At 62.7% G+C, this 15,583-nt stretch carries 15 protein-coding genes; 3 read left to right on the forward strand and 12 right to left on the reverse strand.

The window, feature by feature from the left end:
* Positions 1-160 precede the first annotated feature (160 nt).
* The 4 genes from ssuD to AAEQ75_RS07200 all read right to left on the reverse strand — a co-directional run bounded on the left by ssuD (position 161) and on the right by AAEQ75_RS07200 (position 3,772).
* On the reverse strand, positions 161-1,309 hold the full coding sequence (ssuD, locus tag AAEQ75_RS07185) for an FMNH2-dependent alkanesulfonate monooxygenase (RefSeq protein WP_343351365.1): 1,149 nt from the start codon (positions 1,307-1,309) through the stop codon (positions 161-163).
* A gap of 58 nt (positions 1,310-1,367) precedes the next feature.
* Positions 1,368-2,333, reverse strand: coding sequence for a sulfonate ABC transporter substrate-binding protein (locus AAEQ75_RS07190; protein WP_343351366.1), 966 nt, complete (start codon positions 2,331-2,333; stop codon positions 1,368-1,370).
* 83 nt (positions 2,334-2,416) lie between these two features.
* Entirely contained in the window at positions 2,417-3,010 is a 594-nt protein-coding gene (gene ssuE, locus AAEQ75_RS07195; protein ID WP_343351367.1) for an NADPH-dependent FMN reductase, read from the reverse strand.
* 123 nt (positions 3,011-3,133) lie between these two features.
* Complete coding sequence (locus AAEQ75_RS07200; RefSeq protein WP_343351368.1) at positions 3,134-3,772, reverse strand: peroxiredoxin; 639 nt, start codon at positions 3,770-3,772, stop codon at positions 3,134-3,136.
* 115 nt (positions 3,773-3,887) lie between these two features.
* Between AAEQ75_RS07200 and AAEQ75_RS07205 the strand changes: the two genes are divergently transcribed.
* Complete coding sequence (locus AAEQ75_RS07205; protein WP_343351369.1) at positions 3,888-4,343, forward strand: GNAT family N-acetyltransferase; 456 nt, start codon at positions 3,888-3,890, stop codon at positions 4,341-4,343.
* On the opposite strand, the gene chrA is transcribed toward AAEQ75_RS07205, so the two are convergent.
* From chrA to AAEQ75_RS07220, 3 genes are all read right to left on the reverse strand, one after another.
* Entirely contained in the window at positions 4,338-5,672 is a 1,335-nt protein-coding gene (gene chrA / locus AAEQ75_RS07210) for a chromate efflux transporter (RefSeq protein ID WP_343351370.1), read from the reverse strand. The two genes, AAEQ75_RS07205 and chrA, sit on opposite strands and share 6 nt — an antisense overlap.
* A 532-nt stretch (positions 5,673-6,204) precedes the next feature.
* Positions 6,205-7,446: an MFS transporter gene (locus tag AAEQ75_RS07215; protein WP_343351371.1), complete on the reverse strand. Its 1,242-nt coding sequence runs from the start codon at positions 7,444-7,446 to the stop codon at positions 6,205-6,207.
* 303 nt (positions 7,447-7,749) lie between these two features.
* Positions 7,750-8,034, reverse strand: a complete 285-nt coding sequence (locus AAEQ75_RS07220) for a hypothetical protein (RefSeq protein WP_041980354.1) — start codon at positions 8,032-8,034, stop codon at positions 7,750-7,752.
* 174 nt (positions 8,035-8,208) lie between these two features.
* Here AAEQ75_RS07220 and AAEQ75_RS07225 point away from each other — a divergent pair, with 174 nt between their 5' ends.
* On the forward strand, positions 8,209-8,838 hold the full coding sequence (locus AAEQ75_RS07225; RefSeq protein WP_343351372.1) for a class I SAM-dependent methyltransferase: 630 nt from the start codon (positions 8,209-8,211) through the stop codon (positions 8,836-8,838).
* On the opposite strand, the gene AAEQ75_RS07230 is transcribed toward AAEQ75_RS07225, so the two are convergent.
* Entirely contained in the window at positions 8,835-10,052 is a 1,218-nt protein-coding gene (locus AAEQ75_RS07230; RefSeq protein WP_343351373.1) for an MFS transporter, read from the reverse strand. The two genes, AAEQ75_RS07225 and AAEQ75_RS07230, sit on opposite strands and share 4 nt — an antisense overlap.
* A gap of 104 nt (positions 10,053-10,156) precedes the next feature.
* On the opposite strand from AAEQ75_RS07230, the gene AAEQ75_RS07235 reads away from it, so the two are divergent.
* Positions 10,157-10,930, forward strand: a complete 774-nt coding sequence (locus tag AAEQ75_RS07235) for an AraC family transcriptional regulator (protein ID WP_343351374.1) — start codon at positions 10,157-10,159, stop codon at positions 10,928-10,930.
* Positions 10,931-10,945: 15 nt separating this feature from the next.
* Here the strand turns inward: AAEQ75_RS07235 and AAEQ75_RS07240 are convergent, their stop codons facing one another.
* The 4 genes from AAEQ75_RS07240 to AAEQ75_RS07255 form a co-directional block, all read right to left on the reverse strand.
* Positions 10,946-12,091, reverse strand: a complete 1,146-nt coding sequence (locus AAEQ75_RS07240) for an alpha-hydroxy acid oxidase (RefSeq protein WP_343351375.1) — start codon at positions 12,089-12,091, stop codon at positions 10,946-10,948.
* A 97-nt stretch (positions 12,092-12,188) separates the two neighbouring features.
* Positions 12,189-13,439, reverse strand: coding sequence for a flavin-containing monooxygenase (locus tag AAEQ75_RS07245; RefSeq protein ID WP_179543648.1), 1,251 nt, complete (start codon positions 13,437-13,439; stop codon positions 12,189-12,191).
* Between the two features lie 273 nt (positions 13,440-13,712).
* Positions 13,713-14,861, reverse strand: a complete 1,149-nt coding sequence (gene argE / locus AAEQ75_RS07250; protein WP_343351376.1) for an acetylornithine deacetylase — start codon at positions 14,859-14,861, stop codon at positions 13,713-13,715.
* The gene (locus AAEQ75_RS07255; protein ID WP_343351377.1) at positions 14,862-15,536 is read right to left on the reverse strand and encodes a DUF1028 domain-containing protein; all 675 of its coding nucleotides are present in this window, start codon (positions 15,534-15,536) and stop codon (positions 14,862-14,864) included.
* Between the last annotated feature and the right edge of the window lie 47 nt (positions 15,537-15,583).

Consider the following 15,583-nt stretch of genomic DNA (forward strand, 5'->3'; position numbering starts at 1 on the left):
CCCCTCTCCCGCAAGCGGGAGAGGGGAGCCGAGCCGTACCACAGGGCAACCCAGCGGCGCCGATCAGCCCCCTCTCCCATTCATGGGAGAGGGCTGGGGAGAGGGCGCTTTTCAGTACGTAGCCTGGATGCAAGCCGGGAAACCTATGCCTGCGCCACCCTCAACTCGCCGAAGCCGCCTTAGGCAGGATGTCGCTGGAGATCATTTCGCCGAACGGGCTGACATAACCGCGACTTTCCGGACGCTGCGGCTGGGCCACATCCAGATGCGGGAACAGCAGTTCGGCGACCCGGTACGACTCCTCCAGATGCGGGTAACCGGAGAAGATGAAGGTATCAATGCCGAGGTCGGCGTATTCCTTGACCCGCGCCGCCACAGTCGGGCCATCGCCGACCAGCGCAGTGCCGGCGCCGCCGCGCACCAGACCGACACCGGCCCAGAGGTTCGGCGACACTTCCAGGTTGTCGGTCTTGCCGCCGTGCAGGGCGGCCATGCGCTGTTGGCCGACCGAGTCGAAGCGCGCCAGCGACGCCTGGGCGCGGTCGATGGTGTCCTGATCCAGATGGCTGATCAGACGATCCGCCGCGGCCCAGGCTTCCTCATTGGTCTCGCGCACGATCACGTGCAGACGAATGCCAAAGCGCACTTCGCGGCCCTGCGCAGCAGCCTTCTCGCGCACCTGAGCGATTTTCTCGGCCACGGCGGCCGGCGGCTCGCCCCAGGTCAGGTACAGCTCGACCTGCTCGGCGGCCAAGTCTTGCGCGGCGTCGGAGGAACCACCGAAATACAGCGGCGGACGCGGCTGCTGGATCGGCGGGTAGAGCAGCTTGGCGCCCTTCACCTGGATGTGCTTGCCGTCGTAGTCGACGGTTTCGCCTTCCAGCACACGGCGCCAGATGCGGGTGAATTCGACAGATGCCTCATAGCGCTCGGCATGCGACAGGTGCAGGCCATCGCCGGCCAGCTCGTCCGGGTCGCCACCGGTCACCAGGTTGAACAGCGCACGACCGTTCGACAGCCGATCCAGAGTCGCTGCCTGGCGCGCAGCCACGGTCGGCGAAATGATCCCTGGACGCAGGGCGACGAGGAACTTCAGGTTCTGCGTGAGCGGGATCAGCGAGGCTGCCACCAGCCAGGAGTCCTCGCAGGAACGCCCGGTGGGAATCAGCACGCCACCGTAACCGAGGCGGTCAGCCGCCTGGGCGACCTGCGCCAGGTAGCCGTGGTCGACTGCGCGCGCGCCCTCGGAGGTGCCCAGGTACTTGCCATCACCATGGGTAGGCAGGAACCAGAAGATGTTGAGGCTCATGGAGTTGTCTCCTTGGATTCGCTCCCCTCTCCCACCGGGAGAGGGGCTGGGCTAGGGTTTACTGGGCCTGCGCGACCTTGGCCGGCGGATTCCAGATCACATCCCTGATGGTCAGTTTCTTGGGGATCAGCTTCAGCTCGGTGAAGGTGTCGGCGATCTTCTGCTGCGCCTCGACCACCTCCGGGGTGATGAACTGCGCGCCGTAACCCTGGCGCTCAACGGCCTGACGGGTGATCTCCGGGGACAGGCCGATCAGCGGCGCGACCTGGTCGGTGGCCTCGTCGAGGTTGCCCTTGACCCACTCGCCAACGCCGCGGATTTCCTCGACCAGCGTGCCGATCACCTGTGGGTGCTGCTCGGCATAGGTGCGGGTCGCCAGGTAGAACTGGTGGTTGTCCACCAGGCCAGTGCCATCACGCAGGCTGCGGGCCTGCAGTTGCTTCTCGGCGGCGGACTGGAACGGGTCCCAGATCACCCAGGCATCGACGCTGCCACGCTCGAAGGCAGCGCGGGCATCGGCCGGCGGTAGGTAGACCGGGGTGATGTCGCCGTATTTGAGGCCGGCGTCTTCCAGTGCACGCACCAGCAGGTAATGCACGTTGGAACCCTTGTTCAGAACGACCTTCTTGCCCTTGAGCTCGGCTACCGATTTGATCGGCGAATCTTTCGGCACGAGGATCGCCTCGCCCGTCGGAGCCGGCGGCTCATGGGCCACGTAAAGCAGGTCGGCGCCAGCCGCCTGAGCGAATACCGGCGGGGTTTCACCAGTGACGCCAAAGTCCACGGAGCCGACATTGAGGCCTTCGAGCAGTTGCGGGCCGCCCGGGAACTCCGTCCACTTGACCTCCACGCCCTGCTCGGCCAGGCGTTTTTCCAGGGTGCCCTTGGCCTTGAGCAGCACCAGGGTGCCGTATTTCTGATAGCCGATACGCAATGTCTCGGCTTGAGCTTGAGTGATGGCGCCGAAGGAAATGGCCGCGGCAAACAGGGCGACCAGGCTTCGACGCAAAGTAATGGTGCGCATGGCGCTCTCCCTTTGCGGTGATGTCTTGGTTGGCTACCTGCTTGCCTGTTGGCGGGCGAGTAAGGCGGGGTATTACAGATGGATCAGATGCTCCAGCGGGCGTTCACCAGCCGGTCGTTCAATACGTTCGGATCGATCGGCCTCGGCCGTCGCGCCAGAGCTGCGCCCAGTTGTTCCAGTGCCTCGTCGAGGCGTTCGCGCAATTCGTCGTCGATCTGCGCGGGCCTGTCCCCTTCCGGGTAGGCAATCTGTTTGTCCACGGCGAACACGCCGGAGAGCATTTCCTGCGCCTTCAGCGCGGCCAGTACCGGCTTGAGCGCGTAGTCCACCGCCAGCAGGTGCGCCGGGCTGCCGCCACTGGCCAGTGGCAGAACCACCTTATGCGCCAGAGCGCGCTCGGGTAGCAGATCCAGCAGCACCTTCAAGGCACCGGTGAACGACGCCTTGTACACCGGCGTACCGACCACCAGACCATCAGCGCTGGCCACCACGGCCTGCAACTGCTGCACTGCCGGGCTGTCGAAGCGCGCATGCAGCAGATCCTCGGCGGGGAAGTCGCGCACCTTGAGCAGGCTCACTTCCACCTGCTGCGCCTCCAAGCGCTGGTGCACGTAATCCAGCAGCACCTCGGTGCGCGAACGCGCCGCAGGGCTGCCGGAAAGCAACACAACATGCATGATCGATCCTTAGCGATGGTCTGAAGTAGTCGTCATTCCCGCGCAGGCGGGAAACCAGCCCCCGCAGTACATGGACTCCCGCCTGCGCGAGAGTGACGAGGTATAGCTTTTTTCAGCGTTTCATTAGCGATTCGGCTGCGGGGTCAGGCGCAGATAGGGTTTCACCGCGCGATAACCTTTCGGGAAGCGTTGGGCGATCTCGGCTTCGTCCTTCAGCGACGGCACGATCACCACCTCATCACCATCCTGCCAGTTGGCCGGGGTGGCCACCTTGTAGTTGTCGGTCAATTGCAGGGAGTCGACGACGCGCAGAATTTCGTTGAAATTGCGCCCGGTACTGGCCGGATAGGTGATGGTCAGGCGCACCTTCTTGTTCGGGTCGATGACGAACAGCGAACGCACGGTCAGGGTGTCGTTGGCATTCGGGTGGATCAGGTCGTAGAGGTCGGACACCTTGCGGTCGGCATCGGCGATGATTGGGAAGTTGACCGCCGTGTTCTGCGTCTCGTTGATGTCGTCGATCCATTTGATGTGCGAATCCACCGGGTCGACGGACAGGGCGATGGCCTTGACGCCGCGCTTGGCGAATTCATCCTTGAGCTTGGCAGTGAAGCCCAGTTCGGTGGTGCAAACCGGGGTGAAGTCAGCCGGGTGGGAAAAGAGGATGCCCCAACTGTCGCCCAGCCACTCGTGGAAACGAATGCGGCCTTCGCTGGAATCCTGTTCAAAGTCGGGGGCGATGTCGCCCAGGCGGATGGTCATGATCGTGCTCCTTGGCAGTAGATTGCGTGGCGCTCACTATGCTCAGGAACAAAGAGAAACAAAAAGAATAAATAATGATTTATTTATAACCAAAACATCTTTAAAAAAGACCGTCATGACCTCTCCAACCTTGCACGAGATTCCCAGCGAACAGGCGCCCATGGCGCTGCTGCTGGAAGCCGATCCCAGCACCGCCCTCATCGCCGGTTATTTACAGGACGGTCATTGTGTTGTCGCGCGCCAGAGCGACGTAACCGTTGGCGTCTACGTGATCAAGGCACTGGCGGCCAACACCTGGGAACTGATGAACATCGCCGTGGCGCCCGAGCGCCAGGGCGAGGGCATCGGCGCCCTGCTACTGCGCCACGCCATCGACCAGGCCCGGCAATTGGGGGCGAAGCGTCTGGAACTAGGCACCGGCAGCTTCGGCCATCAACTGACGTTCTACCAGCGCGCCGGCTTTCGCGTGGTGGCGGTGGAACCGGACTACTTCCTGCAGCACTACCCCGAGCCGTTGTTCGAGAATGGCCTGCAGCATCGGGATCGCTTGCGTCTGGCGTTGACGCTATAGCGCCAAGTGCACCGTCAGGCCGACCAGCGCACAGGCCACCAACGTCTCGATCACCCCGCGTTTGAAGCCCAGCAACGCCACGCCCGCACCCAGGGTGATCAATGCCGACACCCAATCGAACGCCCCAGCGAAACCCTGCGGCCAGAGCACGTGATAACCAAAGAACAGCGCCAGATTGAGGATCACCCCGACCACGGCGGCGGTGATTCCGGTCAACGGCGCGGTGAACGTCAACTTCCCATGGGTCGACTCCACCAGCGGCCCGCCAGCGAGGATGAACAGAAACGACGGCAGAAAGGTGAACCAGGTGACCAGCACCGCCGCCAACGCCCCACTGACGAAGGCCGAATCGCCACCGAACACCGGCTGGCCGTAGGCACCGACGAAAGCGACGAACGCCACCAGCATGATCAGCGGCCCCGGCGTGGTTTCACCCAGCGCCAGGCCATCGATCATCTGCCGGGGCGACAGCCAGCCGTAGTGCTCGATGGCGCCCTGGTACACATAGGGCAGCACCGCATAAGCGCCACCGAAGGTGAGCAGCGCCGCCTTGGTGAAGAACCAACCCATCTGCGTCAGCGTGTCCTGCCAGCCGAACGCCAGGGTCAGCAGGCCCATCGGCAGCAGCCAGAGCACCGCACCGGCCAGCAGGATCAACGCCAGCCGGCTGGAGCGAAAATGCGTGTGCGCCAGGCGCGTCTCATCATCGATCAATGCCGGCGCATGCACCCCACCCGCCTCGCCATGCCCGGCGCCGACCGCGAAGTGCTGCGGCGCTAGCCGCCCACCGAGGTAACCCACCAGCGCGGCACCGAGCACGATCAGCGGGAACGGCAGCTGCAAGGCGAAGATGGCGACGAACGCCGCCGCCGCGATGGCCCACAGCCAGGCATTCTTCAACACCCGCCCGCCGATACGCCAGGCCGCCTGCAGCACGATGGCCGTCACCGCCGGCTTGATGCCATAGAAAATCCCGGCCACCAGCGGCACATCACCGAACACCAGATAAACCCAGGACAGCGCGATCAGGATAAACAGCGACGGCAACACGAACAGCGCACCAGCGATCACCCCACCCCAGGTGCGGTGCATCAACCAGCCGATATAAGTGGCCAATTGCTGCGCCTCCGGCCCTGGCAGCAACATGCAGTAGTTCAGCGCATGCAGAAAGCGCCGCTCGGACAACCAACGGCGCTTCTCCACCAGTTCCTGATGCATGATCGAAATTTGCCCCGCCGGCCCACCGAAACTGATCAGCCCCAGCTTCAACCAGAACCAGAAAGCCTGCAGCAAACTGACCGGGGTGGGACGTTCAGACGAGTCGGACATTAGAGGCTCCAGCGGCTGCAAATCGACCGGCCACTATAGCCACGAAACATGACAGTCGCGCGACACCGCACGAAAAATCACCAGCCAAGCGCAGCCCTTGCCCCACCTGGCCTGGACGAGTTTTCCCGCATCTTATCCACAACGCTTTCCCCAGATTCTGTGCACGACACCCGGCAACCCACTCCCGACCTGCCCTGCTGTTGAAAACTCGAGCCAAGTGATTGATTAAACGCGATATTCCGCCTGGCGATAACGCCAGCAGAGCGTCATTGGATAAAAACTGAACGGCCTGCCGAGGCCCGCTTGAATGCTAGGCGCGGAGGGCTTTTGCAAAGGTTATCCACAGCGGTATTAACAGAATTTGTGGGCGGGGTTGGGAAGGGCCTGGATCGCACCTCTGGCACGAGAAACGCGTAGGACGTACCGGTACGCCGGCCGCTCGGAAGCAGTACGCCGATGATGTGTTGGACGCAGGTTACTGTCTCGGTACGGCCTGGCGGGCTGCTCGCTTCGCGAGCGAGGCCGCCCTACGTCAGGCCACTTTACTCGGCGAGGCATCCTCGAAACGGTCGACCTTGCGCAGGCTCTTGAAGCCAAGCATCCAACCGCCGGTCACGGTCAGGGTGCAGGCGCAACCGATCAGCGCAGCCGGCACCACGCCGAACCAGGCGGCGCTGGTGCCGGCACGAAATTCGCCCAGTTCGTTGGAAGAGCCGATGAACAGCATGTTCACCGCATTGACCCGACCACGCATGGCGTCTGGGGTGGAGAACTGCACCAGCGAGGAACGGATGTACATGCTCACCATATCCGCGCCGCCAGCCACCACCAGCGCGGCGAACGACAACCAGAACAGGCTGGACAGGGCGAACACCAGATTGGCCAGGCCGAACAACGCCACCGCGCCGAACATCACCAGGCCGACATGGCGGTTGAAGGGCTTCATGCTCAGGTAAAGGCCGACGGAAACCTCACCGATGGCCATGGCGCTGCGCAGCAGGCCGAGGCCCGTCGGGCCGACTTCCAGCACTTCCTGGGCGTAGATCGGCAGCAAGGCCACTACGCCGCCAAGCAGTACGGCGAACAGGTCCAGCGAGATGGTGCCGAGGATGATCGGTCGTGTGCGGATGAAGTGAATACCGGCAGTGAAGCGCGCCCAGGCGGTGGATTCCAGCGCCTGCATCTTCTCGGCATAGCGCACCGGCACCCGCTGCAGCAGCACGCAGCCGGCGAGGAAGCAGGCCAGGCACACCGAGTAGGTCAGCCCACCGCCACCGATGGCGTACAGACCACCACCGATCACCGGCCCGGAAATGGTCGCGCCGCGCATGATCATGCTATTGGCAGCGATGGCCGCAGCCAGGCGCTCGCGCGGCACGATCTGCGGCAGCAGGCTCGACAGCGCCGGGCCGGTGAAGGCGCGGCCACAGCCGTACAGCACCAGCACGGCGTAGTACCAGGCGACCGGTGCGCCACTCAGCGACAACCATAACAGCGCCCCGGCGCACACGCCTTCGACCAGCCAACTGAGCATCAGGATCAGCTTGCGATCGTAACGGTCGATCAGATCGCCGGCCGGCATCAACAGCACCAGCATGGGAATGAATTGAGCCAGGCCGACATAGGCCAGCGACAGCGGGTCGCGCGTCAGGTCGTAAACCTGCCAGGCCACGACGATGGCCTGAATCTGTACGGCGAACACCACCACGATGCGGGCAATGAGAAACGGCAGGAAACCGGGAAGCCGGTAGACGGAAACGGGGGCAACGGACACGGCAGAAACCTCGAGGCATGACCGGCCAGTGCCGGTCGAGGTGAGCCGGCCAATTTACGTCATGGCCCTGCGGTGGGGCAAACGGATGAACAGCCTGTTGCGCAGATCGAACCCAAGGAAACCCGGAGCGTTCGTAGAAGTGAACCGTGGGTGATGACTGTAGGAGCGCCGCCCCGGCGCGAAGATGGATGCAGCCATATCGCAATATCGAGTTGCCGGCTCCGTTCGCCGCGGGGCGCGGCTCCTACAGATGTTGGCAGCGCGGGCGGATGCGGGAGGTCATCCTGCCCGCCAATATCCAGGCTAGACGAATGCCTGATCGCCGAAACCGCGCGGCAGGCGCTGGCGCCCCGGCAAGGCTGTCAGGCGCGCCTCCCAGGAGGTGCGCCAGTCATTGACGGCACGCGCGGCTTTCTCACGGCGGGCGGCCCGGCGCGCAGCGTTACGGGCGTTACGACGAGCTTCGGTGAAGACTTCGGTCTTGCGGCAATTGCGGCATTTGACCTTGCCCAGCTCGGTGGTGGAAGGCAGTTTTTCACCATGAGAGCCACAGGCAAGGTGGCCAGAGACTTTGTAGTGCGTAACCATCGCGTTATCTCCTTGATTGTGGGCGCCCGGCTGCAGCCAGCCGATTTACACCCCTCGGAAAATGTGACTATTAAAGCGCAGCGGTGGTTCATTAACGGCCAGGAGACATAAGCCGTCTCGCTAGCCACCGGTCCCCCGAGCGGGTCTAATGCCTCCTTTTGCCGGAACATCGCGATGCCCCTGAGCCCCGACGAACTCGCGCAGATCAGCGCCCTCACCCTGGCCCACTACCAAAGCAGCGCCGAGGATTTTCGCGAGGGCACGCGCGACCATGACGTGAGCCAGAACATCGCCGCGCTGCTGCGTCATATCGAGGGCGAAAAGCCCTGGCGCATCCTCGATTTCGGCTGTGGCCCAGGGCGTGATCTGCGCACCTTCAGCGGCCTCGGCCATACCGCCATCGGCCTCGATGGCTGCGCAGAGTTCGTCACCATGGCTCGCGCCGACAGCGGCTGCGAAGTCTGGCAGCAAAGTTTTCTAGAGCTGGATCTGCCGGCCGGCCACTTCGATGGCATCTTCGCCAACGCCAGCCTGTTCCATGTGCCCGATCAGGAGCTGCCGCGCGTGCTCGGTCAGTTGCAGGCAGCGCTGAAACCAGGCGGCGTGCTGTTCAGCTCCAACCCGCGCGGCGAGAATCAGGAAGGCTGGAACGGCCCGCGCTACGGCAGCTACCACGACCTGGAACGCTGGCGCGCGCGGCTCACGGCGGCGGGCTTCGTCGAGCTGGAACACTACTACCGCCCCGCCGGCCTGCCACGCGACCAGCAGCCCTGGCTGGCCAGCGTGTGGCGGCGTGTCGATTAATGGGACTTCAGCGACGGCAACAACGCAGTGAGGATACCCAGCAGCGGCAGGAAGGAGCAGATCAGGAACACCTCCTCGATGCCGTGGATGTCCGCCAGGTAACCGAGCAGCGCCCCGCCGATGCCGCCGAAGCCGAACATCAGGCCGAAGAACAGCCCGGCAATCATGCCGACGTTGCCCGGCATCAGTTCCTGGGCGAAGACCACGATGGCGGAGAACGCCGAGGCGAGGATGAAGCCGATCACCATGCTCAGCACGCCCGTCCAGAACAGGTCGACGTGCGGCAGCAGCAGGGAGAACGGCGCCACGCCGAGGATGGAGAACCAGATCACCTGCTTGCGCCCGATACGATCGCCAATCGGCCCGCCGAAGAAGGTGCCGGCCGCCACCGCGCCGAGGAACAGGAACAGGTAGAGCTGCGAGCTGGCCACCGACAGGTCGAACTTCTCGATCAGGAAGAAGGTGAAGTAGCTGGTGAAGCTGGCCATGTAGAAGTACTTGGAGAACACCAGCAGCGCCAGGATCAGCAGGGCGAACTTCACCCGCCCGGCTGACAGGCCGTGAGTGGCCACACCGCCCTGCTTGAGCTTGAACAACGTCAGGTGGTGGCGATACCAGCGGCTCAGGCCGTACAGCACGACGATGGCGAAGGCGGCGAACAGGCCGAACCAGGCGACGTTGCCCTGGCCGTAGGGAATGATGATCGCCGCCGCCAGCAGCGGGCCGAAGGCGGTGCCGGCATTGCCGCCGACCTGGAAGGTGGACTGTGCCAGCCCGTAGCGCCCGCCCGAAGCCAGACGAGCGATGCGAGACGCCTCGGGGTGGAAGGTCGACGAGCCGACGCCCACCAACGCCGAAGCCAGGAGGATCGCCGGGAAGCTGCCAACGAAGGCCAGCATGAGGATGCCGACCAGGGTGCACAGCGAGCCGGCCGGCAGCAGCCAGGGCTTGGGATGGCGGTCGGTGTGGTAGCCCACCCAGGGCTGCAGCAGCGAGGCGGTGAGCTGAAAGGTCAGGGTGATCAGGCCGATCTGGGCGAAGCTCAGGCCGTAGTTGAGCTTGAGCATCGGGTAGATGGCGGGCAACACCGCCTGGATCAGGTCGTTGATCAGGTGCGCCAGGGCGCAGGCGCCGATCACGCGCATCACCAGAGGGCTGGCCTGGCTGACGGGCGACGCGCCGGCCAGGGAGGTAGCGGCAGGGCTGCTGGACATGCTTGAAGCTTCCGAACGAGATGAGGAACGCCGCTATGCTAGGCTGCGCCCAACCGCCTGTCTCACGAAGATAGGGAAACAACCCTCGCAAAAAAGGCAGCCTCATGCGCTTAGCCGATAAATTACTGGCCGAGATCGACGCATCACCCTGGCTGGTCAGCAGCAGCGCCACCGATTACCCGGTCAACGCCGTCATCGAGCCGCACTCGCACCGCAACAAGCACCAGCTGATCTACGCCATTTCCGGGGTGATGGTGGTGACGTCGGCGCTGAACCAGTGGACGGTGCCGCCGAGCCGCGGCATCTGGATGCCCTGCGGCCAGGTGCACGCGATTCGTTGCATAGGCAGCGTGCGGATGCGCAGCGTCTTCGTACGCCCCGACAGCCTGCCGGACATGCCCGCCGAGTGCCGCGCCGTGGCCATCTCGCCGCTGCTGGGCGAGCTGATCCGTGCCGCCGTGGACATCACCCAGCCCTACGCCGACGACTCGCGCGAGGCACGGGTGATGCGCCTGATCCTCGATGAGCTGCGTATCCTGCCGACCCTGCCGCTGCACCTGCCGCAGCCGGCCGACCCTCGCATCCAGCCAATCTGCACGACACTGCAGGACGACCCCGGCGACGCCTCCACGCTGGCCGACTGGAGCATCCGCCTGGGCCTGGACGAGAAGACCATTCAGCGCCTGTTCCAGAAAGGTACCGGCATGACCTTCGGCCAGTGGCGCCAGCAGGCGCGCCTGTTGCTGGCGCTGGAGCGCATCGCCCTGGGTGAGAAGATCATCGATATTGCCGGGGAGCTGGGCTACGACAGCCCCAGCGCCTTCACCACCATGTTCAAGAAGCAGTTCGGCACCACGCCCAGCCAGTTCTTCAAGTAAACCGGGCAAGAGCACTCAAGACTTCATGCGCAGGATGTCAGGGGTTATGCCCTGTAAGTTCGTTTGCCCACAGAACGCCATGGATAGGTCGAGCTCTTCCCGAATGATGTGCAAGGCCTTGCTGACACCCTGCTCTCCAAGAGCTCCCAGCCCGTAAAGCATGGCTCGCCCGATATAGGTGCCTTTGGCCCCCAGAGCGATGGCCTTGAGCACGTCTTGGCCGCAACGGATACCGCTATCGAAGTGCACCTCCGTCTGTCCACCCACCGCATCCACGATCTCCGGCAGAGTCGTGATAGATGAGGACGCACCATCCAGTTGGCGCCCGCCGTGGTTGGACACGACCACGGCATCGGCACCGCAACTCACCGCGAGACGAGCATCCTCAGGGTGCTGAATGCCCTTGATGATCAGTCGGCCGCTCCAGCGCTTGCGTATCCACTCGATATCCTGCCAAGACAAGGTCGGGTCGAATTGCTCACGCGTCCACTCCACCAACGACTGGATGTTATCAACACCCTTGGCATGGCCAACGATATTGCCGAACTGACGATGCTGCGTACCCAGCATTCCCAGACACCAGCGCGGCTTGCTCAGCATGTTGGCGATGTTGCGCAGGGTCGGCTTGGGGGGCATGGACAGGCCATTCTTCTTGTCCTTGTGGCGCTGACCGAAAACCTGCAGATCCATCGTCACCACCAGCGCCGAACAATTGGCGGCCTCGGCCCGAGCGATGAGGCTCTCGACGAATGCGCGATCACGCATGACGTAGAGCTGAAACCAGAACGGGTGATGCCCGGTCGCCTTGGCCACCGCTTCAAGCGAGCAAATACTCATGGTGGACAGGGTGAAGGGAATGCCGAACTGCTTGGCCGCTCGTGCGGCGAGAATCTCGCCATCGGCATGCTGCATACCGGTCAAGCCCGTTGGCGCGATGGCCACCGGCATGCTGACAGGTACGCCGACCATGGTGCTGGCCGTGTCGCGATGGGTGATATCACAGGCAACCCGCTGGCGGAATTCGATACGCTGAAAGTCCACCTCGTTGGCTCGGTAGGTGTACTCACTCCATGAGCCGCCATCGACATAATCGTAAAACATTCGCGGCACACGCTTTCTCGCCAGGCGGCGCATATCTTCTATGCAGGTTATTTCAGCCATGACATGCCTGTATGTTTATATCGCGGACAATCGAAACTGCCGAAGCTGACAACTTCGGCAGCACGCAAGGTTAATGATGATACTTGCCAGCCTGGCTTCAGACCTTGTCGTAAGCCATATAGGCGTTTTGCAAGACAATATGGTCTGCAATGTACTTGGCGTCATGCCAAACACCATAAATGAAGGACGAGGCACGATTCACCAAATTAGGCAAGCCAACAAAGTAAATGCCACTTTCCGCAGAGATGCCGCGCTTGTGAAACGGCATGCCCTTGTCATCGAACGCGTTGACTTTCAGCCAACTAAAATCGAACTTGAAGCCCGTCGCCCAGATGATGGAGGTGATGCCGGCCTGCTCCAGATCCAGCTGGAGAATCGGATTCTTGATGCACTCAGGGTCCTCGAGCAGGTTCCAGGCCTCCGGCTCGGGCGGGAATGGCAGACCGTTCTGCTCGATGTAGGCATCGGCCTCTCGCAGTACATCGAAATAAGCCTGATCACCATCTGCGATGTTCTTCGCCAGGCCTTCTTGGAACTCTACAACACCGTCATTCCAGGCCTTGGTCAGACCTACCAGGGTGATGCCGGAATGAGCAAGGCGGCGGAAATCCACAGTCTTGCCACCTTCGTAGCCACTGACGGCGAAGGCGACATGCTCTTTCTTCGGACGGATCTTGACCTCATCCCACAGGCCCAGCGCCCCCAGCCACCAGCAATAGTCACGGCCGCGGTAGGAGCGCGGCGGCCGGTAATGCTCGCCAACCGATAGGTAGACACGTTTGCCCGCACGCTGCAGCTCCTCGGCGATCTGCGAGCCCGAGGCACCTGCCCCCACGACCAGAACAGCGCCATCGGCCAACTGCCCGGGGTTCTTGTACAGCGACGAGTGCAACTGCTGAACCTTGGCACTCTGCGGCACGATCTGCGGGAAGGTAGGCTTCTGGAACGGGCCGGTTGCCGCCACCACATTCGCCGCCTCGATCACACCCTCCGAGGTGGTGACCTTGAAACCGGGACGGGCAACGAGTCGCTCCACCTGCAAGACCTCCACCCCCGTACGAATGGGGGCCTTGAGCATCGCGGCATAATCCTCGAAGTATTTCGCCATGCGCTCTTTCGGCGGAAAGGCCTCGGGCGAGATGTTGTCGAATTTCATGCTAGGAAAACGGTCATGCCACGCCGGGCCATTGGCCACCAGAGAATCCCAGCGTTCCGAGCGCCAGCGCTCTGCAATGCGGCTGCGCTCCAGAACGACATGGGGCACGTCCATCAGTGAGAGATGTTCACTCATGGCAATACCGGCCTGGCCGGCACCGATCACCAACGTGTTGATTTTTTCAACGGACATTTGCGAATTTCCTAAAGGGCGTCGAGCCTGTGAAATGTTGTTGGCGCCTGGAGCCAACAGACGGTCGAAGAAGTACAGGCGCCCCATACAAAGCATTCAACGACCGTAATAAGTCTGCGTAAGTCTGAAACTTTTGAGAATCACGCTTTTTAAATGCAACGCTTCAGAAAAAAAGAAGCGCGCCACTAAATCCACCCGCTTTTATTGCTCTAACTTATTTATTTCAGGCAGCCGAGCGGGCCACAGCGAAGTTAAACTTCAGTGCGGTTTGAATCACATGCGAAACATAGTGGTCAGCCGTTCGAGCATGGCATCACATGCCTCAAGTTGCGTGGCATGAATGAACTCATCGGGTTTATGCCCCTGGTCCATACTGCCTGGGCCACAGACCACGGTGGCGATACCAATGCTGTCGAACAACCCGCCCTCGGTACCGAAAGCGACCGTGGTGAAGTCGTCCGAACCACAGATGTCTGCGATCAGCCGCGCCGCATCGCTCTGCGCATCCGTGGTAAGCCCCGGATAGGCGGAGAGCTCGGCAAAGCGAATGTCGCTTCCTGCCGCCACCGTACGCATTCTTGGCAGTACTTCCTGCTGCGCATAGCGCTGCAACTGCTGCGCGACAGCTTGTGGATCGGTATCCGGCAGTGCGCGTACCTCGAAGTCGAAGCGACACTCTGCCGGCACGATGTTCAACGCCTTGCCACCGCTAATAACGCCCGTCTGCACCGTGCTGAAGGGCGGGTCGAAACGCGAATCGCACAACTCTGGCGCCTGCAACTGGCGACCAATACGGCCCAGCTCGCTAATCAACTCCGCGGCGTATTCGATGGCATTGACCCCTTGCGGGGCATAGGCGGAATGACAGGCAGCACCGTGCACGTCGCAGCGCATGGCCAGCTTGCCCTTGTGGCCGAGCACCGGCTGCAATTGGGTCGGTTCGCCGATGATGCACAAGCGAGGTTTGCAGGGCAGCTCGGCCAGGCGCGCGATCAGATCACGAACACCCAGACAACCGACTTCTTCGTCGTAGGACAGCGCAATGTGAATGGGCAGGCGCAGTGGCTGCGCCAGACACCCCGGCACGGCCGCCAACACGCTGGCGATAAAGCCCTTCATGTCGGTAGTGCCGCGGCCATAGAGCTTGCCGTCACGCTCGCTCAACTGGAACGGTGGCACCGACCAGGCCTGACCATCTACCGGGACGACATCGGTATGCCCGGACAAGACGATACCGGGCACGTCGGCCGGTCCGATGGTGGCGAAGAGATTGGCCTTGCTGCGCTCTTCGTTGAAGATCAGCTCGCTGGAAACGTTCAGCTGCGCCAGGTACTCACGCACGAAGGCGATCAGTTGCAGGTTGGATTCACGGCTCGTGGTGTCGAACGAGACCAAGGTGGCCAGTAGCTCTTTGCTGTTCATTCACTCGTCTCCAGGAACCCCGTAGCTAGGTGCTTTGGTCGGGTCGAGCGCGCGCGTGATGTAGTCCTGCATCTGTGGCTGATAGGCGCGCCACAGCTGCTCCAACGCGCCAATAGGGTCCTCGTCGGCCCAGTCGACGCGCAGGTCGACGATGGGCCATGCCTGCTCACCCACCACGATCAGCGCGGCCGAGTGCACCGGCCCAGCCTCGCCGCCTGCGGCCATGGCTGCCTGCATCGCACTGAGCAGGCGCTCGGCCAGGCAGCCTTCACTGGTTTCGAAGCCCCGCACCAGGGCCTCGATGACCGCCTGATTGGCCAGCAGGTTACCGGCACCGACGCACTGCTCCCCGGAGACGGCATGGTGGCAACCCAGGGTCTCGCTACCACTGAAATGTGCGGTACGCCCCTGATGGTCGATCAGCGCCAACTGGCGGTACTGGCGGTACTCGTCACTGGCCAATGCCAAGTCACGCGCCTGTTCCGGCGAGCAGCCAAGTGCGAGTTGCTCCAGTGCCCGATCGCCCAGAGCCGGCAGAGTGACGTTCTGCGTGGAAACCGCACCCACGCCTGGACGCAACCAGGGGCAGCGGGCGCCCACCGCGATACTCGACGAACTGATGGCGATACCCAGTTGCCCGGTCTTGGCGCAGCGGCCGGTGATGGAGAAGGTCATGGTCTGCGGTGATCCTGTTGGTAATTGATTCTGTCGGGGCCAGAAGC

Origin of the sequence: Pseudomonas sediminis (assembly GCF_039555755.1) — a bacterium.
Taxonomy (GTDB): Bacteria; Pseudomonadota; Gammaproteobacteria; order Pseudomonadales; family Pseudomonadaceae; genus Aquipseudomonas; species Aquipseudomonas mendocina_D.